Origin of the sequence: Bacillus sp. JHAA (genome assembly GCF_036961585.1) — a bacterium.
Taxonomy (GTDB): Bacteria; Bacillota; Bacilli; order Bacillales; family Bacillaceae; genus Bacillus; species Bacillus velezensis.
Window position 1 is genome coordinate 147,309 of the sequence record NZ_JBAMDE010000001.1, and the last position, 22,184, is coordinate 169,492.

The 22,184-nt window shown below is 47.1% G+C and carries 22 protein-coding genes and 2 pseudogenes; 6 read left to right on the forward strand and 18 right to left on the reverse strand.

The genetic code is table 11. The features are described from left to right. Positions 1 to 3: 3 nt before the first annotated feature. The 6 genes from V7728_RS00735 to allC form a co-directional block, all read right to left on the reverse strand. Positions 4 to 1,134, reverse strand: coding sequence for a Rap family tetratricopeptide repeat protein (locus V7728_RS00735; protein WP_099567065.1), 1,131 nt, complete (start codon positions 1,132 to 1,134; stop codon positions 4 to 6). A gap of 135 nt (positions 1,135 to 1,269) precedes the next feature. Continuing rightward, positions 1,270 to 1,449, reverse strand: a complete 180-nt coding sequence (locus V7728_RS00740; protein ID WP_007410112.1) for a hypothetical protein — start codon at positions 1,447 to 1,449, stop codon at positions 1,270 to 1,272. A 119-nt stretch (positions 1,450 to 1,568) separates the two neighbouring features. After that, the gene (locus tag V7728_RS00745; RefSeq protein ID WP_099567066.1) at positions 1,569 to 2,702 is read right to left on the reverse strand and encodes a hypothetical protein; all 1,134 of its coding nucleotides are present in this window, start codon (positions 2,700 to 2,702) and stop codon (positions 1,569 to 1,571) included. A gap of 56 nt (positions 2,703 to 2,758) precedes the next feature. After that, positions 2,759 to 3,955: an MFS transporter gene (locus V7728_RS00750; RefSeq protein ID WP_071181963.1), complete on the reverse strand. Its 1,197-nt coding sequence runs from the start codon at positions 3,953 to 3,955 to the stop codon at positions 2,759 to 2,761. Positions 3,956 to 4,076: 121 nt separating this feature from the next. After that, positions 4,077 to 5,288 (reverse strand): pyridoxal-phosphate-dependent aminotransferase family protein, encoded by a 1,212-nt coding sequence (locus V7728_RS00755; RefSeq protein WP_373467134.1) that lies wholly within the window; start codon positions 5,286 to 5,288, stop codon positions 4,077 to 4,079. A 60-nt stretch (positions 5,289 to 5,348) separates the two neighbouring features. Continuing rightward, positions 5,349 to 6,590: an allantoate deiminase gene (gene allC / locus V7728_RS00760; protein WP_099567068.1), complete on the reverse strand. Its 1,242-nt coding sequence runs from the start codon at positions 6,588 to 6,590 to the stop codon at positions 5,349 to 5,351. Between the two features lie 199 nt (positions 6,591 to 6,789). On the opposite strand from allC, the gene V7728_RS00765 reads away from it, so the two are divergent. Then, positions 6,790 to 7,659 (forward strand): endonuclease I family protein, encoded by an 870-nt coding sequence (locus V7728_RS00765; RefSeq protein ID WP_007410107.1) that lies wholly within the window; start codon positions 6,790 to 6,792, stop codon positions 7,657 to 7,659. Between the two features lie 49 nt (positions 7,660 to 7,708). Here the strand turns inward: V7728_RS00765 and V7728_RS00770 are convergent, their stop codons facing one another. Next, positions 7,709 to 8,815 carry an ABC transporter ATP-binding protein gene (locus tag V7728_RS00770; protein WP_099567069.1) on the reverse strand — a complete coding sequence of 369 codons (1,107 nt, stop codon included), beginning with the start codon at positions 8,813 to 8,815 and terminating at the stop codon, positions 7,709 to 7,711. Between the two features lie 155 nt (positions 8,816 to 8,970). Between V7728_RS00770 and V7728_RS00775 the strand changes: the two genes are divergently transcribed. After that, complete coding sequence (locus V7728_RS00775; RefSeq protein ID WP_099567070.1) at positions 8,971 to 9,699, forward strand: GntR family transcriptional regulator; 729 nt, start codon at positions 8,971 to 8,973, stop codon at positions 9,697 to 9,699. Positions 9,700 to 9,723: 24 nt separating this feature from the next. On the opposite strand, the gene V7728_RS00780 is transcribed toward V7728_RS00775, so the two are convergent. The 5 genes from V7728_RS00780 to V7728_RS00800 form a co-directional block, all read right to left on the reverse strand. After that, positions 9,724 to 10,578 carry a PfkB family carbohydrate kinase gene (locus tag V7728_RS00780; protein WP_059367880.1) on the reverse strand — a complete coding sequence of 285 codons (855 nt, stop codon included), beginning with the start codon at positions 10,576 to 10,578 and terminating at the stop codon, positions 9,724 to 9,726. 13 nt (positions 10,579 to 10,591) lie between these two features. Further along, the gene (locus V7728_RS00785) at positions 10,592 to 11,476 is read right to left on the reverse strand and encodes a carbohydrate ABC transporter permease (RefSeq protein WP_099567071.1); all 885 of its coding nucleotides are present in this window, start codon (positions 11,474 to 11,476) and stop codon (positions 10,592 to 10,594) included. A 3-nt stretch (positions 11,477 to 11,479) separates the two neighbouring features. After that, positions 11,480 to 12,370 carry a carbohydrate ABC transporter permease gene (locus tag V7728_RS00790; RefSeq protein WP_012118373.1) on the reverse strand — a complete coding sequence of 297 codons (891 nt, stop codon included), beginning with the start codon at positions 12,368 to 12,370 and terminating at the stop codon, positions 11,480 to 11,482. A gap of 24 nt (positions 12,371 to 12,394) precedes the next feature. Next, a complete protein-coding gene (locus V7728_RS00795) occupies positions 12,395 to 13,660 on the reverse strand; it encodes an ABC transporter substrate-binding protein (RefSeq protein ID WP_099567288.1) in 1,266 nt (421 codons plus the stop codon). A 73-nt stretch (positions 13,661 to 13,733) separates the two neighbouring features. After that, a complete protein-coding gene (locus tag V7728_RS00800) occupies positions 13,734 to 14,720 on the reverse strand; it encodes an SIS domain-containing protein (RefSeq protein ID WP_032867108.1) in 987 nt (328 codons plus the stop codon). A gap of 196 nt (positions 14,721 to 14,916) precedes the next feature. Between V7728_RS00800 and V7728_RS00805 the strand changes: the two genes are divergently transcribed. After that, the gene (locus V7728_RS00805) at positions 14,917 to 15,843 is read left to right on the forward strand and encodes a MerR family transcriptional regulator (protein ID WP_040238906.1); all 927 of its coding nucleotides are present in this window, start codon (positions 14,917 to 14,919) and stop codon (positions 15,841 to 15,843) included. A gap of 33 nt (positions 15,844 to 15,876) precedes the next feature. On the opposite strand, the gene V7728_RS00810 is transcribed toward V7728_RS00805, so the two are convergent. The 3 genes and pseudogenes from V7728_RS00810 to V7728_RS00820 all read right to left on the reverse strand — a co-directional run bounded on the left by V7728_RS00810 (position 15,877) and on the right by V7728_RS00820 (position 17,931). Then, positions 15,877 to 16,467, reverse strand: coding sequence for a sporulation delaying protein family toxin (locus V7728_RS00810; RefSeq protein ID WP_025285229.1), 591 nt, complete (start codon positions 16,465 to 16,467; stop codon positions 15,877 to 15,879). Between the two features lie 84 nt (positions 16,468 to 16,551). Then, positions 16,552 to 17,368, reverse strand: a pseudogene (locus tag V7728_RS00815) (sporulation-delaying protein SdpB family protein); the annotation flags it as partial. Between the two features lie 32 nt (positions 17,369 to 17,400). Further along, the gene (locus tag V7728_RS00820) at positions 17,401 to 17,931 is read right to left on the reverse strand and encodes an SdpA family antimicrobial peptide system protein (protein ID WP_025285231.1); all 531 of its coding nucleotides are present in this window, start codon (positions 17,929 to 17,931) and stop codon (positions 17,401 to 17,403) included. Positions 17,932 to 18,055: 124 nt separating this feature from the next. On the opposite strand from V7728_RS00820, the gene V7728_RS00825 reads away from it, so the two are divergent. Continuing rightward, entirely contained in the window at positions 18,056 to 18,328 is a 273-nt protein-coding gene (locus V7728_RS00825; protein ID WP_015240532.1) for a DUF1648 domain-containing protein, read from the forward strand. Between the two features lie 38 nt (positions 18,329 to 18,366). Here V7728_RS00825 and V7728_RS00830 read toward each other — a convergent pair whose 3' ends face one another. The 3 genes from V7728_RS00830 to V7728_RS00840 form a co-directional block, all read right to left on the reverse strand. Continuing rightward, the gene (locus V7728_RS00830) at positions 18,367 to 18,741 is read right to left on the reverse strand and encodes a nucleotide excision repair endonuclease (protein ID WP_007410094.1); all 375 of its coding nucleotides are present in this window, start codon (positions 18,739 to 18,741) and stop codon (positions 18,367 to 18,369) included. A gap of 65 nt (positions 18,742 to 18,806) precedes the next feature. After that, on the reverse strand, positions 18,807 to 19,922 hold the full coding sequence (locus V7728_RS00835; RefSeq protein WP_076424488.1) for an NAD(P)/FAD-dependent oxidoreductase: 1,116 nt from the start codon (positions 19,920 to 19,922) through the stop codon (positions 18,807 to 18,809). Positions 19,923 to 19,959: 37 nt separating this feature from the next. Continuing rightward, positions 19,960 to 20,661, reverse strand: coding sequence for a class I SAM-dependent methyltransferase (locus V7728_RS00840; protein ID WP_025285233.1), 702 nt, complete (start codon positions 20,659 to 20,661; stop codon positions 19,960 to 19,962). Between the two features lie 77 nt (positions 20,662 to 20,738). Between V7728_RS00840 and V7728_RS00845 the strand changes: the two are divergent. Further along, positions 20,739 to 21,200, forward strand: a pseudogene (locus V7728_RS00845) (DUF2691 family protein). A gap of 136 nt (positions 21,201 to 21,336) precedes the next feature. Then, positions 21,337 to 22,173: a chitosanase gene (gene csn / locus V7728_RS00850; RefSeq protein WP_082998495.1), complete on the forward strand. Its 837-nt coding sequence runs from the start codon at positions 21,337 to 21,339 to the stop codon at positions 22,171 to 22,173. Positions 22,174 to 22,184 lie beyond the last annotated feature (11 nt).

Sequence of the window (22,184 nt, forward strand, 5' to 3'; positions counted from 1 at the left end):
TTTCTAAAATTCATACAGGCATTCTCCCCTCTGAATTTGTTTTTGCGTTTGAATCATTTTTTGATGATAAAAATAAGATTTGTCATATTGCTTTGACTCTGCATAAACAGCAGCCGTATCAAGAGCAATATCTTCTACATACGAATAGTTTTTATGTTTCTCAAGGTAATCAATTGTTTTTTTGATTCCTATTTGGTCTATTGCATTAATATATAAAGCCTCCAAATATTTTTGCAGAGATTCAAACAGCTTATCTCCTTGAAATATCGCTGATGAAAGTCCCTTTTTGCTGATTTGAATCGCCTCGCTTGTTTTCCCTTGTTTAAATAGAAGCTTTGCGTATGTAAACAAGGAATGTGGAAGGTTACCCAATTTATACTTTTCAGATATCTCCGCTGCTTTTTTTAAGTAGATTTCAGCTTTACTGTATTCTTCTAAGTCTCCGTAATTCTTTCCTATGTTGTAATAAGCAGAACTGAGCAGCCTTTCATTATTGTTTACTTGTTTCGACAACTCTAAAGCTTTTTCTAAATGCGGCAAGCTTTTTTCATAACGTTTAAAGTCTACATAGTTCCCTGATACGACAAATAGACATTGAATTTTCCGGACCTTATACAACTCATACTGATCGTAAATATCGAGCGCTTGCTTTACGTGATGCATAGAGACGTGGCTTTGTTTCATACCGTAATATGCTTCAGCCAGTTTAAAATGAAACTCCGCTCTCTCAATTTCATCATGCACATGAACGAGTTGTTTTTCAGCCTCTCTATAAAAGCCGATCGCCTTTACATACTGCTTTTGATCAAATTCATACATGCCGCGGAAAAATAAAGAATAATAGCACAGCAGGCCGGAAATTCCTTTATTTGATGCTTCGATTTTTTCCAACAGCTCGTCAATTGTCGGTCTCACACGGGTAGTCACCGGTTCTAAATAATCCAGCATGAGCTGATGGCGGAATTTCATGAGGGTGTAGTAAATCAGTAGATATTCGTCTTCTTCCATCTCATTTATTTCTTGTTCCACTTCCGCTTTCAAAATCTCCGCATCCGGAACACTGAACTGACGTATCATTTTGTACCATTCATTAATCTTAACGCCAACCTCCGATGATGGTAAAACAGAACTCACAAGGCCACTCCTCCTTTTATATAATATTCTAACATTTCCAAAATTATGTATATCCGCAATAAAACCGCAAAATTTCATTCGTCTTGATCATAAATCTTGGTTTGAGTTTTAAGTCTACAACAAAAAAAGCAGTCCCTATGCAGCCTGCTTTTTTTTGAGAAATTTATCTAAGATGAACATAAATAATGTGAATAACAGAGACATAATCAACATGTCTAGTATAGTTACATTAGAATTTTCTTTTACTAAGAAGAACCAGAGAAGTTGTAAAACGAAAGAAATCACAAAATACAATATGTACCTGATACTATTTATGTCAATCCATCCCTTCGCTTATCTTATTGCCCTTTACACCTGAACCATGCTGGAATCTCCCGGTAATGATGAGTATAATATATGCAGAATGTAACTGGAGCTGATCTAATCATCTCAACTTATTTTAAAATTTCAAAACGTGCAATTTCCCACTCTTTGTTTGCTTTTAGCGGGATTGTTTTTAGCTTTTTGCCTGATTTCAAATCATAAGACGTGATGTCTCCAAGCTTCTGATCGCGCTGGATATCAAAGTTTTTGAGTAAAACATACATCTCTCTGTCAGTGAATTGAACATCATTCATTAATTTGTTATCATCCCCCGCATAAAAATTGAAAGAGTTTTTCTTAACCATTTTTTTATCAAATATCTGCAGCTTCCCATCAAAAGAAACAGCTAAGATGCTATCTTTTAATATTTTCAATTTTGCAGGATGAAACCCTTTCTCCATCTCGACTTCTTTTTTTTCCTTAAGAGTCTCTCTGTCTATTAATATGAGCTTAGAATTCTCTTTCTCATTCACGTTATCATTAACTGCCAGTACAAATGTATTTTCATCTAGAGCTTGGAATGCATCCTTTTCATCCATGAAGTATATCCCTTTATTCGGTATGGATGCCTTGTTCTCTTGCTTATTTGTCTCTGGGTTAATTGAAAGGATGGACATACTTTCTTCATCACTTGAAATAACATAAATTTTATTTTTAGCGACGATTGCTGATCCAAGTTCTCCGTCAAGCTTTATTTGTTTCTTGTTTTTTCGGCTGTTCCCCTTCCAATATACCAGTTCACTTTCCAGCCCTTTGTCTGTATATCCAACGTTAATGTCATGGATGATATAACCGTCAGAACTATTTATAAAGAAAGCACCTTCATCCTCAGTTGTTTTTGACAAACTCTTTTCATTTATTTTGTTTATTTTTCCGGTTTTATTGTCTATCATCAAGTGATTATTGCTTCTATTTGATAGAAAGAACGTATTATTTTTGTTATGTGAAGACATCGTGAAATTTATACCATCTTTCAATTCCACGCTATCCATTTTAATACCATCTTCACCGTAAACCCCAATCTCACTTCCCCTATCTAAAGTGTTAGAAAAACCAACAATAAATTTTGCATTGTCAATATCCTTTAATACAGTCTTTTGATTGCTGCTTCTTTCCTCTTTTTCATTCCCAGTTGGGATGAGACCGCAAGAGGTTGTGACGATCAGTATGCAAATGAAAATAAACAGGGTTTTAAGTCTACTCATTTTTTTCCTCCCTATGAGATAGCAAAAAGCCTCCGGATACACGGAGGCTTTGATTCTTATCCTTGCTGCGTGAACGGCCGGGTCTGTGTCTTTTTGCCCCAGCCAAGCGCGGCCAGAAAACTGATGGCGAGAATGGCCGCTCCCAGCATATACGGAAATTCCATATTTACGTCAAAGAGAAAACCGGCGGCTGACGGTCCGGCGATATTCGCTAAGCTGATGAATGAGGTGTTCATCCCGCCGGCAAACCCCTGCTGGTCACCGGCGAGCTTCGACAGCATCGTATTAACGGCCGGCCGGAGCAGCGATGTCAGCGTCAGGAAAAAGATTGCCGCGGCAAAAACGGCCCAATATGAACCCGCAAACCGGCACCACACAAGTCCTGCAGCAGCCCCGATCAACGTCACGTTAATGACGCGCTTTTCCCCGAACCTGCGGACGAGATAACTGACGCCGACCGCCTGCACAAACACGCCGATGAGACCCGCAGCCGTAATAATAAAGGCAATATCAGAGGCTTTAAATCCGTGTTTATGGTCAACGTAAAGGCCGAAAACGGATTCAAAGTTCATAATTCCGAAGTTCAGCACAAAAACCAGAATCAGCATAAACGCGAACGGCGATTTGAGCGCGCGTGACATTTGCTTAAACAGATGCTCACGTTTTTCCGTTTTTGCCCGGGCTTCCAGCTGCTTTTCACGTCCCAGCGTTTCAGGCAGAAAGAAAAATGAAAGCACCGTTGAAAAGCAGGCGAGACTTGCAGACACGATGAACGGCACAGACATGCCGTAATGAACCAAATAGCCTCCGACACCGGGCCCGATGACGACACCGAGCGTCATCGCCGCGCTGAACAGCCCCATTCCTTTCCCGCGTTCTTCTTCGGTCGTAATATCCGCTATGTAAGCGAACATTGACGGCATTAAAAACGCCGCGCCCATTCCGCCCAAAAGGCGGGATGCGAACAATTGCCACAGGCTTCCGGCAAAAGCGAAGATCAATTGTGACACGGCAAAGGCGGCGATGCCGAAAATAATCAGTTTCCGCCGTCCGTATTTGTCGGTTATTTCCCCGGCAATAGGCGCGAATAAAAGCTGTGTAAGCCCCGCCGCCGCAACAAGCAGACCCATCGTGCTGCCCGTCGCTCCGAATTCGGTAATATAGGTGGGCATAATCGGAATAATCAATCCGATTCCAAGCATCGCAATAAACATATTCAGCATTAAAATTGACAATCGGCCTATGTACGCCATGATTTCTTACCTTCTCCCCAGACAAACGGATGATCATTCCATATTTGTCATTTTTTATACCATTCAGTATAACGGGGAAAAGGGGAAAAAGTCCAGATGATTTCAATCTCGTTTTCATGTCTCATGACAGCACACCGGTTTCAGCCGGCAGATCATATATGTTAAGGGCCGCCTGCAGCGCTTCCCCGGCTTTAACGGCAACACCGTGTCTGATCAGAACCGCTTCAAGTCCGGCCAGCACAAACAGCACATTTTCCTTTCTGCAGCTGTAGCCCATCGTTCCGATTCTCCAAATTTTCCCCTGCAGCGGACCGAATGAGCTGGCGATTTCAATTCCGAATTGAGACAAAAGCATCCTTCTGATCGATTCGCCGTCTGCTTCCAGCGGAATCTTCACGCATGTGACGACAGGCAGCTTCGCCTCCGGATCGCCGAATAAATCAAGTCCCATCGCTGCAAGTCCCGCCGTAAGCGCTTTTTCATGACGCCGATGCCTGCGGAACCGTTCTTCAAGTCCTTCTTCCAGGACAAGACGCACACCCTCCCGCAGCGCATAAAGCATTGCTGTCGCTTCTGTATGGTGATTCAGCCTTCTTTCACTCCAATAATCCTCGAGCTGGCTCAGATCAAAATAGTTGCTCGTAATCGGCCGATGACCGGACAGCATGTTGCCGTCAGCTGCCGTCGCAATGCCCCGTTCTACCTTTTTACGCGCGGCAATGACAGCTGCCGTCCGGTCATTATAAGTAATCGGAGCCATTCCGGAGGGGACCGATAGGCATTTTTGCGTTCCCCCGATGACTGCGTCAATCTTCCATTCATCCGTTTTTACGGCGCAGCCTCCGATCGTGGCCACGGCATCCACGATAAAGAGTGCGTCTTGGGCGCGGCACGCTTCCCCGATTTCTTTCAGCGGGTGAATCCGCCCCGTTGATGTTTCTCCGTGCACCATAGCGACGATTTTCGGGGAAATCTTTTTCATCTCGCTGATAATCTCTTCAGGCCGGAAGACCGTTCCCCATTCACACTCGATCGTATGAACGTCCGCTCCGTACCGCTCGGCGATTTCAGTCAGCAGGTATCCGAAGCGTCCGTATATCGGAACGAGCACGCTGTCGCCCGGTTCTATCACACTTGCGAGAACAGCCTCAATCCCCGCTCTTGATGTGCCGTCAATCGGATAGGCCCAGCGGTTTTCCGTTTGAAACAATTCACGGAGCATTTGCATCGTTTCGTTCATGATGCCGGTAAATGCCGGGTCAAACTGGCCGATGATCGGAGCGCCCATCGCCCTCAGCACTCTCGGTTCAGCTTCTGTCGGTCCCGGTGTCATAATGGTTCTTTGCGGAATGCACAATTCTTTTCTGGTCGGCACGCCGATTCCCCCTTTACGTTAATAGGCAAGTTTATGTAATACATTCGCCAGCGTAAGGACGCCGGTTTCAAGCTGATGTGCGGGTGTGAATTCAAGCGGCGAGTGGCTGATTCCGTCACGGCTCGGCACAAACAGCATGCAGGCCGGAAAGGTTCTGCCGAGCATCTGGGCGTCATGTCCCGCTCCGCTTACGATTTTCTCCGGGTCCGCCCCCTGTTCTTTTGCAGCCTCCGCTGCGGTTCGCGTCAGTGTCTGATTCATTTGAACCGGCTCTATCCTCATATATTCATCAATAACGGGCCTGACTCCTTTGCTGCGGCTGATGTTTTCAACAATCGATACCAGTTTCTGATGGAAGGCTGCCAGCACGTCTTCCTCCGGGTGGCGAATATCAACGGAAAACTGGATACGGCCCGGAATGACATTCGCCATATTCGGTTCAACCGTCATTTTCCCGCACGTCAGGCGGAGCTCTTCCGGCTGTCTTTCCGCTGAGAGCATCAGTTCGTGGATAATGCTGCTTCCCGCCGCGAGCGGGTCTTTCCGCCATTTCATTGAAGTGGTGCCGGCATGGTTGCATTCACCGTCAAGCGTAACGGTATAGCGTCTCTGTCCGGCAATCCCGGTGACAATCCCGATATCCCTTCCCGATCGTTCAAGCGTTTGCCCCTGTTCAATATGAATTTCCAGAAAGGCACTAATATCAGTGCGCAGCGGTGCTGGATAACGGCCTGCACCGAAGCCGTTCTGCCGCATGGCTTCTTTCAGAGAAATGCCGGACGCGTCTTTCGGCGTTTCCGCATCTGAAAGCGAGAAAGCACCGGTGATATTGCCTGAGCCCCAATAGGTGATGGGAAAACGGCTCCCTTCCTCTTCACAGAGCGACACAGCCTCCAGCGTTTTTTTCGGACGCCCGCACGTCTCATGCAAATGCCGGATCGCCAGCATGCCCGCCAGCACGCCGAACGCACCGTCATATTTGCCGCCGTCAATAACGGTGTCAATATGCGACCCGGTCAGAATCACCTCATCAGGTGATTCTGTGCCGCTCAGCCGGCCGAACACGTTACCGACATCGTCAAATGCCGTTTCCAGCCCGAACGCCTCCATTTTCTTTTTGACGGCAAGCTGGGCGTCCATCCATTCTTTCGTATATAAAAGCCTCGTCACTCCGCCGGAAGCGGAAGCGCCGAATTGAGACAGCCATTGTATGTCATCGGAAATCCCGATATTCGCCGACGAAAGCTGCTGATGTTCCATACACGCCCTCCTTTTAAACTGAAAAACTGACAAGATGATCTTCATTATAGAAGGAGCGCATAACGAGTTCATTATCATATCTTCCAAAAAATCAATGATTTTCCGGATACTTTGACCAATAAGCCGAAGGAACTATTTTTCAAAAAAGATAGAATATTAGATTTATTTTTTGGATAATAGAGGTAAAGGAGGGCAAGTCATGACAAAAAAACTTTGGTTTCTGCCGATTGTCTGCCTGTTTTTCATTTTTGGATGGGCCGCGCCGTCAGCCTCTGCGGGCGCGCCGGCTGACACGAATCTGTACAGCCGGATGGCGGTTTCAACTGCCGGCGGCACAACTCTTTTTCCGCAAACTGCCTCAGCTGTCATCACTCCGTCTGCGGATACGGACACATATTACAAAGAAGCTTCCGGAAAAAGCGGAACGGCCTTAAAGAGCGCCCTGCACCGCATCATCAGCGGACATACAAAGCTGTCTTACAGCCAAGTATGGAATGCATTGAAGGAAACTGACGAAGATCCGGCAAACCCGAACAATGTCATCTTGCTCTACACCCAGGAATCACGGGCCAAAAGTAAAAACGGCGGCAGCGTCGGGGACTGGAACCGTGAACACGTGTGGGCAAAGTCACACGGAAACTTCGGAACAGCTGCCGGCCCCGGGACGGACATTCATCATCTGCGCCCTGCAGACGTCCAGGTGAACAGTGCCAGAGGAAATATGGATTTTGATAACGGCGGCTCAGAATACCCGAAAGCGCCGGGCAATTATTACGACGGTGATTCCTGGGAGCCGCGCGATGAGGTTAAAGGAGACGTCGCCCGCATGCTGTTTTACATGGCGGTGCGTTATGAAGGAGACGACGGGTATCCTGACCTTGAGCTGAATGATAAAACCGGAAACGGCTCAGCTCCTTACATGGGGAAACTGTCCGTTTTGCTCAAATGGAATCAACAAGACCCCGTCGACAGTAAGGAAAAACGGCGGAACGAAATCATTTACGAAGACTATCAGCATAACCGCAATCCGTTTATCGACCATCCGGAATGGGCGGACGAAATCTGGTAATCGTATCATAAGAAGTGATAAGGGAGCCCCGATCATCAGGCTCCCTTTTTCAATATACGGCGTTTTCAGTGTCGGCATCAAAAAAGACGGCCCGGTTCATATTGACCGCAAGCAGAATGGCATCGCCGGGTTTCACCTGTGAAGCGCCGTCAAGACGGATCGTCATGCGGTCATCTCCGCTCACCGCATGAACGTACATCTCCGCGCCTAAGTTTTCACATACTTCCGCCACAGCGCGGCACACCGCTTCAGGCGGGTGCTCTGATTGTCCGGCAAGCGTCAAATGCTCCGGACGCAGCCCCGCAATCATCTCCTTACCTCTGTATCCTTTCTGCACAAGAACGGCCGCTTTTTCTTTCGGAATGGGCAGACGAACGGACGAACCGGCAAAATACCATTGCCCGTGACTTTCTTCAATGGCGCCTTTTATAAAATTCATACTCGGAGAACCGATAAAACCCGCCACAAACAGATTCGCCGGATAATGATAAATCTCATGGGGGCTTGCGGCCTGCTGAATATCTCCTTCATTCATCACGACAATCCGGTCGCCCATTGTCATCGCTTCCGTCTGATCATGCGTCACATAAACGATGGTCGCTTTCAAACGCTGATGGAGCTTGCTGATTTCGGCGCGCATCGTCACTCGCAATTTCGCGTCTAAGTTGGAAAGCGGCTCGTCCATCAGAAACACTTTCGGCTCCCGCACGATCGACCGGCCGAGCGCAACCCGCTGCCGCTGTCCGCCTGAAAGAGCCTTCGGTTTCCGCTTGAGCAGATGCCCGATTTCCAAAATATCGGCGGCCGTCCGGACTCGCTCTGCGATTTCTTTTTTCGGCAGCTTTCTGAGCTTCAAACCGAACGCCATATTATCAAACACCGTCATGTGGGGATACAGCGCGTAATTCTGAAAAACCATCGCGATATCGCGATCCTTCGGGGGCAGATCGTTCACCGCGTCTCCATCGATATAAAGCTTCCCCTCAGAAATGCTCTCCAGTCCGGCAATCATTCTGAGTGTCGTAGATTTGCCGCAGCCGGAGGGCCCGACAAGCACCAGCAGCTCCTCATCTTTTACATCTAAGTGAAAATCCTTCACTGCCGCCGATTGGGCGCCGTATGTTTTTTTGATATGGTCAAATGTTAATGATGCCATTCGAAACCTCCTCCAATACTGGAAACCGCCACATCTTTCTGTTATGTTAAAAATGTTCGGGGTTTCTGACAGATTCATAAATGAAAAGCAAATTTGTATTATAACGTCATAATACATATAATAGTACTACTACTTGACAAAGGAGGTCTGTCCCATTGTTAGATAACGGGAGCTCGAAACCTTTATATATTCAGCTGAAACAAATTATCGCGGACGATATCAAGAAGGGCGTTTATTCGCCGTCCGTAAAACTGCCGACCGAAAATGAGCTGTGCGAAACGTACAACGTCAGCCGCATAACGGTCAGGAAGGCCATCCTTGATCTTGTGGAAGAAGGCTGGCTCGTCCGGCAGCAGGGAAAAGGAACGTTCGTTAAAAGCCCTAAACTGAAGCGGGAGCTCATCGCGGTCAACGGCTACTCTGAATTTATGGAATCAACGGGGAAAAAACCGAAACACCAGATCCTTTCCTATGAAATCATTGAAGCGCCTAAATCCATCGCCCAAAAACTTCGCGTCGCTTCCGAAAGTCCCGTTCTTGAATTGAAACGCATTTTATTTCACGACGACCAGCCGCTCTCATTCGAAATCGCCCACTATCCGCTCAGTTTATTTCCCGACATCGGCAAGCATATTAAAGGCGGCGTGTCGATGCATGACATTTTGAAACAGCACTATCAGGTGGTGCCCACCCATAATACGAAGCTGTTAAATGTCGTATACGCCAAGCAGGAAGAAAGCCGCTATCTGGCTTGTGATATCGGGGATGCGCTTTTTGAAATTGACAAAACCGCTTTTATGTCAAAAGACCAGCCGATATACAGCTCGCTGTTTGTAATGCATACCGACCGCGTCACGTTTACCATTAACAGTCCCTATGTGTAACAAGTATAAAAAACGAGACAATGCTTATCGTATTCTCGTTTTTTCACTGCTTTTCCCGCCGCCCGGCCTGTAGGGATGCCCGTAACCGAACGCTCCGAACCCTCCGCATGTTTTGGCAGCCGTCCCGGCGGCCGCAGTAAGCGCTCGCCGAATATCCTGATTTTCGAAGAAATCGGTAAGAAACCCGGCGATAAAAGAATCACCCGCGCCCAATGTATCTATTATATCAGCTCTTACCACCGGCTGATGATAGACGCGTTCCCCATCCGATAACACCGCGCCATATTCCCCCCTTGTCAGACAGACGATTTTCGCTCCGAAACCGCGGGCTTTTTCGGCAAGCCGCATACATTCACTTTCACTCAAATCACTCCCGGAAAAAAACGCATACGTCACGTACGGACAGACCGCTTCTAAATAGGCTTCGTCACGTTTTACAGAGAAGTCAAAGGAAATCGGCACATGGCCGCTCAGCATCGGGAGGTCACGTTCTATCCTGCTGTATACGCTCGTATGCAGCAGATCATGTCCGGCGATAAATGAGATGTCATTCTCCTGAAAAGCGAGCGTCAGACGCGATTGCACGCCGCCTTTATTTGATCCGGCAAATATCCTGTCCCCTCTTTCATCAAGCGTGACGACCGCCATCCCGTTTTCGCCGTATGCCCGGCGGATCAGATCGGCATTCACCTTTTCCAGTTTCAGCACATTCAATACGTGATCCGCCGCTTCATCACTGCCGAGAATCCCGATATAAGAAGTTTCGTGGCCTAAGCGCCGGGCAAGCACGGCTACGTTTAACGCATTTCCGCCCGGGTAAAACGTCTCCTGATCCTGATAATAATCTACTACATTATCTCCGGCCGCTATCAGTTTCATCTTTTCATCCTCCTTATCCTTTCACGCTTCCCGCAGCAATGCCGCGGATAAAATATCTCTGCATCAATAAAAACAGCGCGATGATCGGAGCAGCAGAAATCGTCAGCCCGGCCAGCAGCACGCCCCAATCCGTCTGCAGCGCATCTCTGAACTGCATCAGCCCGGCCGGAATCGTCCGTAAATTTTCATCATCGATAAAAATAATCGCAAACATAAACTCATTCCATGTATGGTAAGCCGTCAAAATGCCTGATGTCACCAGAATCGGCACGCTCATGGGTAAGAATATTCTGAAAAATATTCCGAAACTTGTACATCCATCCAGATAGGCAGCTTCCTCAAGCTCTTTGGAAATCGACAAAAAATAGGAACGGATCAGAATCACGGTAAACGGAATACGGTAGGCGGCGTACGGAAGAATCAATGCCCAATACGTATTGTACAGTCCCAATGACTGGATAATGGAGTACAGCGGCACAAGACTGACCTGCGGCGTCAGCATCAAGCCGCCAAGACAAATGATCAGCACAAACCCTTTTCCTTTAAATTGAAAACGGGCCAGCCCGTATGCCGCCCAGGCGCTCACAAATACGGTGATGAGACAAGTCAGCACGGTCACAATGACGCTGTTCATAAAATAAGCGGAAATCCCTTGGTTCCATGCGGATACGAAGTTTTCGGGATGCCAGACAGAGGGCAGCGACCAGCTGTGCTCAAAAATCTCATCCGAGCTTTTAAAGGCGCTGACCGCCATCCATAACAGCGGATATGCAACGGCAATGAGGTAGATAAAGAGAAACAGCCACACAGACGTTTCCCCGACATACCATTTTCTCGGTTTTCCGCCTGTTCTGACGGCCTGACGGGCATGACGCAAGTCCGTCTTTTCAGAAAGCATCGGCTACTCCTCCTTTCCGGTCTTAAAGAATTTCATCTGAATAAGCGACAGAGCAAGCGTCAGCAAAAGCACCACCGTCGCGATCGCAGAAGCGTAGCCCATCATATCTTTTGTAAAAGCGCTCTTATACAAAAATGTGCTCAGCACTTCTGAAGCATTGCCCGGCCCTCCGCCGGTCAGAATATACGGTTCATTAAATACGGTAAATGCGCCGGTCAGCGTCATCACCACGGCAACAAACGACATTTCTTTCGTCTGCGGCACCGTAATGTGAAAAAACTGCTGGATTTTTCCGGCTCCGTCCAGCTGCGCCGATTCATATAATTCAGCGGGAATGCTCTGAATCGAGACAATGTACAGCATGGCGATGTAACCGACAGACTGCCATTGAGACACAAAAATGACAGACAGCATAGCGGTGTTTTCATCGCCCAGCCACGCGCGGGTCAGTTCATCAAGTCCGACGGCTTCCAGCAGCTGATTCAAAAGCCCGATTTCCGGGTTATAAATAAAATCAAACAACAGCGCAATGACGGTCATGGAAATGACGACCGGAAGAAAAAAGACCGTGCGGAAAAACGGCGACCATTTTCTTACCAGTCTGTCTTCCAGCACGGCCGCCAGAATTAAGCCGCCGCCAACCTGGCAAATCAGCGATATGACCGCATACAGCACATTGTTGCGGAGCGCTGTAAAAAACACGGGATCGTGAAACAGGTCAATATAATTTTTCAAACCGATAAACGTCTTTTCGGGTTGAAATGAGCTCCATTCAAACAGACTGAAAAACACATTCTCAATAATCGGAATGTAAACGAACAGCAGAAAAATCAGCGCGGGCGCGAGAAACAGATACGGAATGAAACGTTTTCGGCTGACCAAGGAAATCCTCATCACCTTTCTCCAAAGAAATCTGTTCTATTCAGATGACGCTTTGACTTGACGCGCCGCTTTCTGCACGGAATTCATCACCTCGCGCGGTGTCATTGTGCCGCCGAGCATCTGCTGAACGCCTGCCGCATACACATCGGCGATTTCAACGTCAACATCCATATCAAACCACGGCACCATTGTTTCGGCGCGGACGATATCCTGCACGGCTTCACGCTGGATCGGGGCGGAATTGTTTTCTGTCGCCGTTCCTTGAACCGCGCTGTATTTACCGACGTCTTTTATCAGCTTCTCTCCCATTTTTTTCGAGGTTAAAAACTGAAGAAATTCCATGGCTTCTTTCGGGTGCTTCGTTTTTGAGGAAATCATAAATCCTTCCGGAGATCCGGTCAGTGCACGGGGAGATCCCTTTTCGCCGCTGATTTTCGGGAAAGGAAACAAGCCCAGATTGACCGGTTCGACGAGCTTAATTTCTGCCGTTTCCGCATAAATCATCGCCGCTTTGCCGCTCGTAAACTGCTGGCGCACGTATTCGTGATCGACGGAGTTCACGTGCTTTGTAAAGTACGGCAGAAGTTCCTGAAGCTTTTCAAGCGCTTTGACATAGCCTTCGTCCGTAAACTCCCCGGTTTCCGGGCTGTAATCCTTCGCCCGCGTTTTTTCATCCACCATACGCTGGTTCAGCGTCCCGATATAATGAGAAATGGTCCAAGGCGCTTTTGTGCCGAAACTGATCGGAATATATCCGTTCTCTTTCAATTTCTCAGAGACTGTGATCAGTTCATCCCATGTCGCCGGGGGCTTCAAATGTAATGTATTAAAAATGTCCTTATTATAAAAGAATGATTTAGCGTCCATTTGCCACGGAACACCGTACTGTTTTCCGTCATGCGTAAAGGGTTTGATTTGTGACTGCACAAGCTGAGAGGACCAATCTTTATCCTGCTGATAGTAAGACGACAGATCGAGGGCTTTATCTCCTTTGATGAATTTATAAGCAAACCGGTCGCTCCATGAAAAGAAAATATCAGGGGGGCTCGTTGTTCCGAGCATGACTTTCACCTTGTCTTTATAAGAATCGTTTAAGACCGCTTCCGTTTGGATATGAATATCCGGATGAGCGGCTTCAAATTCTTTGACCGCTTCTTCAAAATAGCTTTTTTCAGGCTCCTTCGGCCACCTGTGAAAAAACTTCAAGGTCACTTTTCCGTCAGAGGAACTGCTTTGGCTTGAACAGGCGGCGGCTGACAGACATACGGCTAACAGAACGAACAGGCAGATGAGCTTTTTCAGATGCTTTTCCTCCTTTGTCACCGGACTATAACGTTATATATCATTATAGTCCAGTGAAATATAATGCGCGTTCTTAATATTCGACTTTCCACATGTAACGCCGCTGGCTTAACGGATGGTTCCTTGCTTCCGCCAGCGCATCCGCATAGCTTCTGAGCACCCGGTTTAATACGAGAGGAGCCAGATAGCCTTTTACAGAATCGTCAATTCCGGAAAAATCATATGCTGCCGCATCAAGCACAGTCAGTTTTTTGCCGTATCTTTTTGAGAAGGAAAGCGCCCGCTCTTCAAGGGGTCTTGTTTCGTCTAAGCCGAGCAGGATAATAAATGGAACGGATTCATCAATGATTTCGAACGGTCCGTGAAAATATTCTCCGGCATGAATGGCGTGGGAATGAATCCATTGCATTTCCATGAGAATGCAGATGCTGTAGGAGTAAGCGACGCCGTAGTTCGCACCGCTTGCCATCGTGTAAATGATATCTTCTTTTTCGTGGGCTTTCGCGAATGCCTTTGCGTGATCCGCTTCTTGTTTAAGCGCTTTGTCATATACGGTCTGGAGCTTATTGAGTCCGTCGATCGCCGGCTCAAACGCGGGATGGTTTTCCAGCACGTGTAAAGCGCCGAACACGATTTGATACAGAACCCCGTAATTCGTATTTATCGCCTGTGCGTTCTCACCCCAGTCATACACCGCGACATATTCGGCTTCTTTCGCTAGCGGCGAATCAGGCTCAAAGGTCATCGCAATCGTAAGCGCGCCTTTTTTTCTGGCGAAACCGGCGGCTTTCACCGTTTCCGGCGTATTGCCTGACTGAGAACATAAAATCACGAGAGAGTTCTCTCCGAGCTGAACGGGATTGCGCTGAATAAATTCATTTGAACTGTAGAGATCAGAGCTGATGGCTTTCGCCTCTCTGTCAAACACGTACTTGCTCGGATACATAATGGCTGAAGAACCCCCGCAAGCGACGAAAAAGACGTGGTCAATCGTTTTTCCTTTCAGATCATCCAAGAAAGCCTGAACCTTGTGATTCACTTGTGCGGCAGTTTGACTCAAATCCTTCACTCCTCAGTGTTTTATTATATAACGTTATATAACATTATATAACGTTATATTAATCGCAACAAAGGTGCGTTGTCAATCATATTTTCTGAAATTTCTAAAATATAAAATAAACCCGGCTTATTTCCCGCCCTCTCTTGACCTGACCCTTAGAGACACGTTTAGAATGAAAAACAGGGAGTGATTCAGAATGAATATAAAAGAAGCCGCCAGGCAGACGGGTCTCACGAAAAAAGCCATCAAATATTATGAGCAGGAAGGTTTAATCACCGTCAGCAAAAACCCTGATAACGGATACCGTGAGTATTCCGCTCAGAACGTGAATACGCTGAAAATGATTGCCGCCCTCCGAATGCTGGCACTGTCTGTAAGCGATATTAAAGCGTTCCTCTTAGAGGGCAGCAGTCTGCATGATATACTGCGCCGGCAGCATCAAAAGCTCAGCCGGCAGATTGAAGAGCTTGAGCAGGAACGGAAACTGACTGAAATGCTGATCAAGCGCGTGGAAGATGCGGAAAATGTCGATTCAATTCTGCATGATATCGGCGAGGTCAAAATAGATGAACCGAAGTATATGGGACTTCAGCTGAAAAAACTGTTCCCGGGAGATTTCGGAGAATTTATCGCCGCGCTGTTTGAACCGTTCCTCGACTTTTCTATTGATACAGATGAGAAAAAAACGATATGGGCGGAGCTTATTAAAGTATTGGATGATATGGAAGAAGTTCCGGCTGCACACCCGATGATGCAGCTGGTCGGCAAGGAGGATCCGGCTCAGCTCCAGCAGCACAAAGTCCAGCATGATCAATTTATCGAGCGGATTTTAGAGAGAGACCCCGCCACTTGGGACACTCATAAAAACATCATCATTCAGCTTGTGAAAAGAGTGCAGACAGATGAAGAATACAGGGAAAGCCTGATCAAGGTCGGAGAATCAGCTTCTGATCTGCCCGCGCTGAAGGAGGGATCGCCTTTCAGCAATCTTCTTCAAAAGCTCAGCCCGAAATATGACACGTACGTGCGACTTCAGCTTGAACTGAAAAAAGAAGCCGACGAGGAACTCGGCTTTGATTCAGAAGCATATTTAAAACAGATGCTTCAATCAAAAAAACGCTAAGGTTCGTCTCCTTAGCGTTTTCTTTCTTCAGCCTCAGTGCTGCGCGTTAATGCGGTCAACGACATTAGCGATGAGCTGCTCTTTTCCTAAGTCGGAATCTTCGTCAACGCTTGCTACTGTCAAAATGATGGCCGCTACCGCAAGAGCGATCGTCTCAATGGCGGCCGCCGCGTTTAAAAATACCCATACAGCCGTTGCGCATTGGCCGATGGCCGTTGATTTTCCTTTGTCCATGCTCTTTTTGTCAAACTCTTCTTTCAGCACTTTCGCCATAATCTGCGAACCTTGATCAATGACGCTGTTCACTTTCTCATAATCGCCGCTGTAGACCGCCGCTTTCAACTCTTTAAAATAATTCGGCGATGACTTTTTAATATCAGCGATCACCTGATCGGAAACTTGCTTCAATTCATCCTGATCAATCTTTTTGACAGCCTTGGTATCCCATACTTCAGGAAGGAGCTTTGCGACCTCACCTTGTCCGAAAAAGATGCCGGAAAAAATGTCTTCACCCGAATAAGAGACGGATGGCTCAGTTTTCGCCGCGGCATGCGGGCCGACTAATGCGACCATTAAAACAAACACCAGCATCATGGCAGCTGCGGACTTCTTGCTCTTAACCATATAATTTCCTCCTTTTCCTTTTATTGAAAAAATTGTATCTGATAAAAAGGGGATTGTAATGGTTCAAAGCTACTGTTTTCTCTGCCGGCACCAAAAACAGGACCAAAATACCAGCCACCGTAATGGAAAACGAGGTAAGCCCCAGCATAACGGCAAAGATTTCGTGCATAAAAATGGAGATAAACAATATCAGACGCCAATATGTTTTCGGAGCAAACAAAGCGCAGAACATAATGGTTTGCACAATGAGCGTGCCCCACGTCGGGATGATGACAAGCTTGGACTGCAGGATAAAGTCAAACAGACCGTGAAGCGCATCCGGCAGACCCAGCATCGGATCGTTCAAATAGTAATAAACGGCAGTTCCGTTCTGCCACTCTTCTTCCATCAGTTTAGCAATGACGGAGTTAAAATACAGCATTGCGACCTGTATTCTGATGATTGTCAGCGTCGCCCAGCACAAGGAGCGGTAATAAGGCTCAAGCGGCCTTTTCTCAAAAGACGCCTCGTACGGAGACCAGTGCCATTTCCGCGGATCGGTTAATGTCAGCGGGAGCAGCAGCAGTGTAAAAACGGCAGCCACCTGATCTCCTCCGTCAAGGGTAACGGCGGAGTTTTGGAAGCTGTACGAAATCCACCAGTGAAAAAAACCGGTGATTCGCGGCCGCCAGCCAATGACGACAAGGATTAACATACAGATACAAACGGCTTTGACGATCTCAATGTAACGGAAATCGGGAAACAGCAGAAACAGGCTGAACGTGTCGGAAAAACTGAGCATTTGATTTTGCGTTTTGAAGAAGACAGACGCCGGATTGAACAGCAATGTCAGCAGCGTGCCGAGCGCGATTAAGCTTCTGGCAAGCCCGTACACATTTGTCCAAGGCGGATTCTTCATCATCCATAAGGTGAGCTGCTTTTTTGCATCCTGAATCAATTGACATCCACTCCGATGTATTTTTTGATGGTTCTTTTCGTTTCGGTATGTTGGCTCCATGCCCATGGGGTAATGCGTTCATATGTAATGATCATTTTCCCTTTCAGCCTTGGGGAGGGAGACTCATTTTTCATTTTCAAAAATGTGGTATCCTTAATGTCTTGGCCAGTCGTGAAGTCGTTCCACTTCTCTTTGGAAGGCAGCTTTTCCAGCATAAGGCCGAGCTCTATCCCTTGCGTCCGGCCGTAGCGGTTTAAGCCGATGACATTTTTCAGAGAATTATTCGGCCATCTGAGCTCCTCATCGGCATCAAGAAGATAGATGTTCAAGCTGTCTTCTCTCGGATCTTTACTGAAAAATCCCCAGCTTTGCGGATAAATCATGGAAACGGTTTTGGATTGATGCTTGGTTAATTGGATGGCGGAGCTTGGCAATGCCGCGATGATGGTAAAAAACAAAACGATGATCCAGGCGGCCATGATAAAAAGAAAGAATGAAAACATGCTGGTTTGCTTCTTGTCAGTCAATTGAAACCCTCCTAGCGTATGGAAATTTCATTGACATGATTATACACCATTCAACAAGTAAAATATTGATAAATTAGATTTTTCAGACTAATATACTATTATATGTAAAAAAGGGAGTGTTCATATGTTTTTGATGAATGATAAAGTGCTGTGGGGAGCTGTGGTTCTCGCCTTTATTCTATCGATTGTGTTTTATCCGTTTCTTCCTGCTGATATGGCCATTCACTATGACGTGTCGAACCGTCCGAATACATCAATCAATAAAACGGCCGGCGTCCTGATTTTTCCCGTGCTCATGATGATCTGCATGTTATTCAGAAAAAAGGTCGTCCAGCTATTCCTCATCGTTTACTGTCTGCTGATCGTGCATATTGCAGTGATGTGGCTGGCACTGTAAACATAAAGAAAACCGGAGCCCTTAAGCTCCGGTTTTTCTTATTTATAAAATACTTTCTCAATGTTGTATTTCGACTGAAGGGTATTGATCGCGTACGTTTCGTAAATCTCCCTTTCCATCGGATCATTTACGACACATACTTCAATTTTATACACTTCGTCTCTGTGATGTTTAACAGGCGACACATTGTCTTCAAAATGCTTTTTGATTCTTTGTCTTAATTTACGGGCTTTCCCGACAAACAGCAGCTCATCATGAATGTTATAAAACATAAAGATGCCGCCTTTGTCTCTCGGAATTTGGTGAAAATCAATGAAACCGTAAATCGCTTTAATCGCCGGTTCATTCTCCGACGGTGACTGCTGCCGTTCCGTAATGGTTACATCAGGAGCAGGAAGGTTTATTTTTATCAAATGGGTCACGTCCTCTTATTCATTAAAGCTCCATCCTATCATAAGAATGCGCCAAAAGCTATTTTTTATTCAAGCGCCCCGGCCGGATCATAAAGGCTTAAATCAATTTCCGTCTGCTGCCCGAGCGCGAGTTTCGCCAGTTCAGCCCCCAGATACGGCCCGCTCGTCAGTCCTGAGGCGCCCAGCCCGTTGGCAACGAGGAGTCCGCTGATATTCGGCACTTTGCCGATGACGGGAAGAAAACCGGGAGTAAACGGCCTGAAACCGACTCTTGTCTCTATTACAGTACTGTCTGAAAGCCCCGGCGCCACGGTTAATGCTTTGTCAAAAATCTCGCGGAGACCGCCGGCCGTCACCCGCAAATCCATGCCGGTATCGTTTTCATGAGTCGCGCCCGCTATGATTCTGCCGCTGTCAAAGGCGAGAATATATTGATCGTTTGGGGGCATGACGACGGGCCAGCCGCCCGTCTCCTCTCCCTGAAGCTCTAAATGAACGATCTGCGCCTTTTGGTATGATACTGAAAAACGGATGCCGAGCGGCTCAAGCAGCTCTCTCGCCCAAGCGCCGGCCGTTACGAGAACCTGGTCGGCAGTAAGCGTGCGTTCTGCGGTTTTCACACCAATGACGGCACCGTCCTCTGTCAATATTGACGCTTCTTCATTGTAAACCGCCGCGCCGTGCTTAACGGCCGCGTTTAACAGCGCCTTACGAAGCGCCCTCCCGTTCACCCGGGCCGCGCCGCTGACATAAACCGCTCCGTATTCCTCCGACAGCGCGGGGAACAGCGCCTTCGTTTCTGCCGGAGTCAGTCTTGTAATGTCACCGATTTCAGAGGCGTCCTCTCTTCTTTTATAAGCTCTTTCCTCCATTTGGCTGAGCTTTTTTTCATCCGTATGGAGGCTGACGGCACCGACCTTTTGATAACCGGTTTCTGTTTCTCCGTCAGCTTCAAGCTGCTGTATCAATCGTTCATAATAACGGGCTCCGCCTTTTGCGATCGCATACCATGCCTGATTGCGGCGCTGTGACAGCCACGGGCAGACGATCCCCGCCGCGGCGTCAGTCGCCTGCCCCAGGTGCTTCCGGTCAATGACCGTTACATCCGCCCCGGCCTTTGCGAGATGATAAGCCGCGGACGCACCGAGAATGCCGGCCCCGATAATCAAATAAGACTTCATGTATAACACCTTTTCTATCTGTTTTGTCTTATTTATTTTAACAAATGGAGCGCCCGGTTCCTACCGGAGTCCTGACGGCAATGATGAGTTTCGAAAACGGAAACGTATAATAAAAGGAATACGTTCTTGTCTGAAAGCCGTTTTCCTCAAGAATTGCTCTGTATTGTGATGTATTTTTTATATCTGACACGGCCAATGTGCCGCCAGGCTTCAGCACCCTCACCATTTCCGCAATCGCCCGTTCCCTCTTTTTTCTGCCTGAAATGTTGTGTACGGTAAAATGCGAAATGACAAGGTCAAACGTCTCATCAGGAAACGGCATGTCTTGCGCCAGTCCATCATACAGATCAATTTCCGGCGCTCTTTCAGCCTGTCTGTTCTTTTCAAATGCGTCTCTTCCGTTTCCGACCAGATCCCAGCTCGACCATTTGTCAATCGCTGAGACGTCAGCGCCTTTTTGAGCCGCGGCGATGGCTAATAGCCCCCGCCCCGTACCGACATCAAGCACCTTCATGTCCGGCTTTAAACCGGAAAGCGAAAGAATGCGATGGCGGTGTAAAAGTTTAATGGCCGTTGAATACAAGAGCATCCAAAGACCGAGCAATAAAAACAAGGTGCCCGTCAGCCAGCCCCAGTAAGGAGGAATCATGCCGCATAACGTGGCTGCGGCATAAAGGAGCGCAATAAAGATAAATCCAAACGCTCCATAAGGCGCATCAATTCCGTATCGTGTTGTCATAACACCCACCCCTTTCAATATTTATCCAAATGGTATACCATATTATTCTAGCAAAAGCCGAAAGGAGATACGACCATATGAAACGCGGCATTACATTTAACATCCCAAATCAATTCGGACGGTTTGCGGCAGATATATGACAACAGTTCCCCATCTCTTCCTATACGTGGTTTATCGGTGATGGAGAGGCGTATACTGAATTCAAAGAAGACACCGATACAGACCTGTTTCCGCAAAATCAGCGCATCATTCAGGGTCAAGAACTCCGTCAGCGTCTGGAAGGAAACCCTTATTATATGATTTTTGCTGAATTGAAAGCTTTCCCGGGCGGGATGGTAACGGAAATCAATACGTACGAGGAGTATTTGGAGAGTTCCTGTGAGCTTGTGCTTCTCATTGCAGATTGCTCGTATGTAACGTTATATTGCAAAGATCCGGATATGCTCGAAGCCCTTTATCAGCAGGCTGTACAATGCGGATTTCTCCGCGTTGACTATGTTACAGATGAGAATGATGCGAGAACGGGATTGTCTGTCTGATGAAGGTGCGTTCTTTTTATGAAGCGCCTGATAGGGCTTAGGATTCAAAATATTGACAAATTCGTGTGTTTTCAACAAAAAAACAACCCCCTCATGTATACTGAGTGCGTAACTTACATATGAAAGGGGTATGGCAATGAAAATCAGCTTGAAGAAAAAAGCAGATTTTTGGAAGAAGACGGCGGTTTCGTCACTTATTTTCACCATGTTTTTTACCCTGATGATGAGCGGTACGGTTTTAGCGGCCGGGCTGAATAAGGATCAGAAGCGCCGGGCGGAACAGCTGACCAGCATCTTTGAAAACGGAAAGACGGAAATCCAATACGGATATGTTGAAGCGTTGGATGACGGAAGAGGTTACACTTGCGGGCGGGCCGGCTTTACGACGGCTACCGGAGATGCGCTGGAAGTAGTCGAAGTATACACGAAAGCGGTGCCGAATAACAAATTGAAAAAGTATTTGCCTGAATTGCGGCGTCTTGCGAAGGACGAAAGCGATGACATCAGCAATCTGAAAGGATTCGCTTCTGCCTGGCGCTCACTTGGCAATGATAAAGCCTTCCGCGCTGCCCAGGATAAGGTAAATGACAGCTTGTATTATCAGCCGGCGATGAAACGTTCAGAAAATGCCGGACTGAAAACGGCCTTGGCAAAAGCAGTGATGTACGATACGGTGATTCAGCATGGCGACGGCGATGATCCGGACTCCTTTTATGCCCTGATTAAACGCACGAACAAAAAAATGGGCGGGTCACCGAAAGACGGAACTGACGAGAAGAAATGGCTCAATAAATTCTTGGATGTGCGCTATGACGATCTGATGAATCCGTCAGATGAGGACACTCAGGACGAATGGAGAGAATCGGTTGCCCGTGTCGACGTTTTCCGCGATATTGTCAAAGAGAAGAACTACAATTTAAACGGGCCGATTCATGTCCGGTCAAGCGAATACGGTAATTTCACTATTCAATAAACAAAAAAACC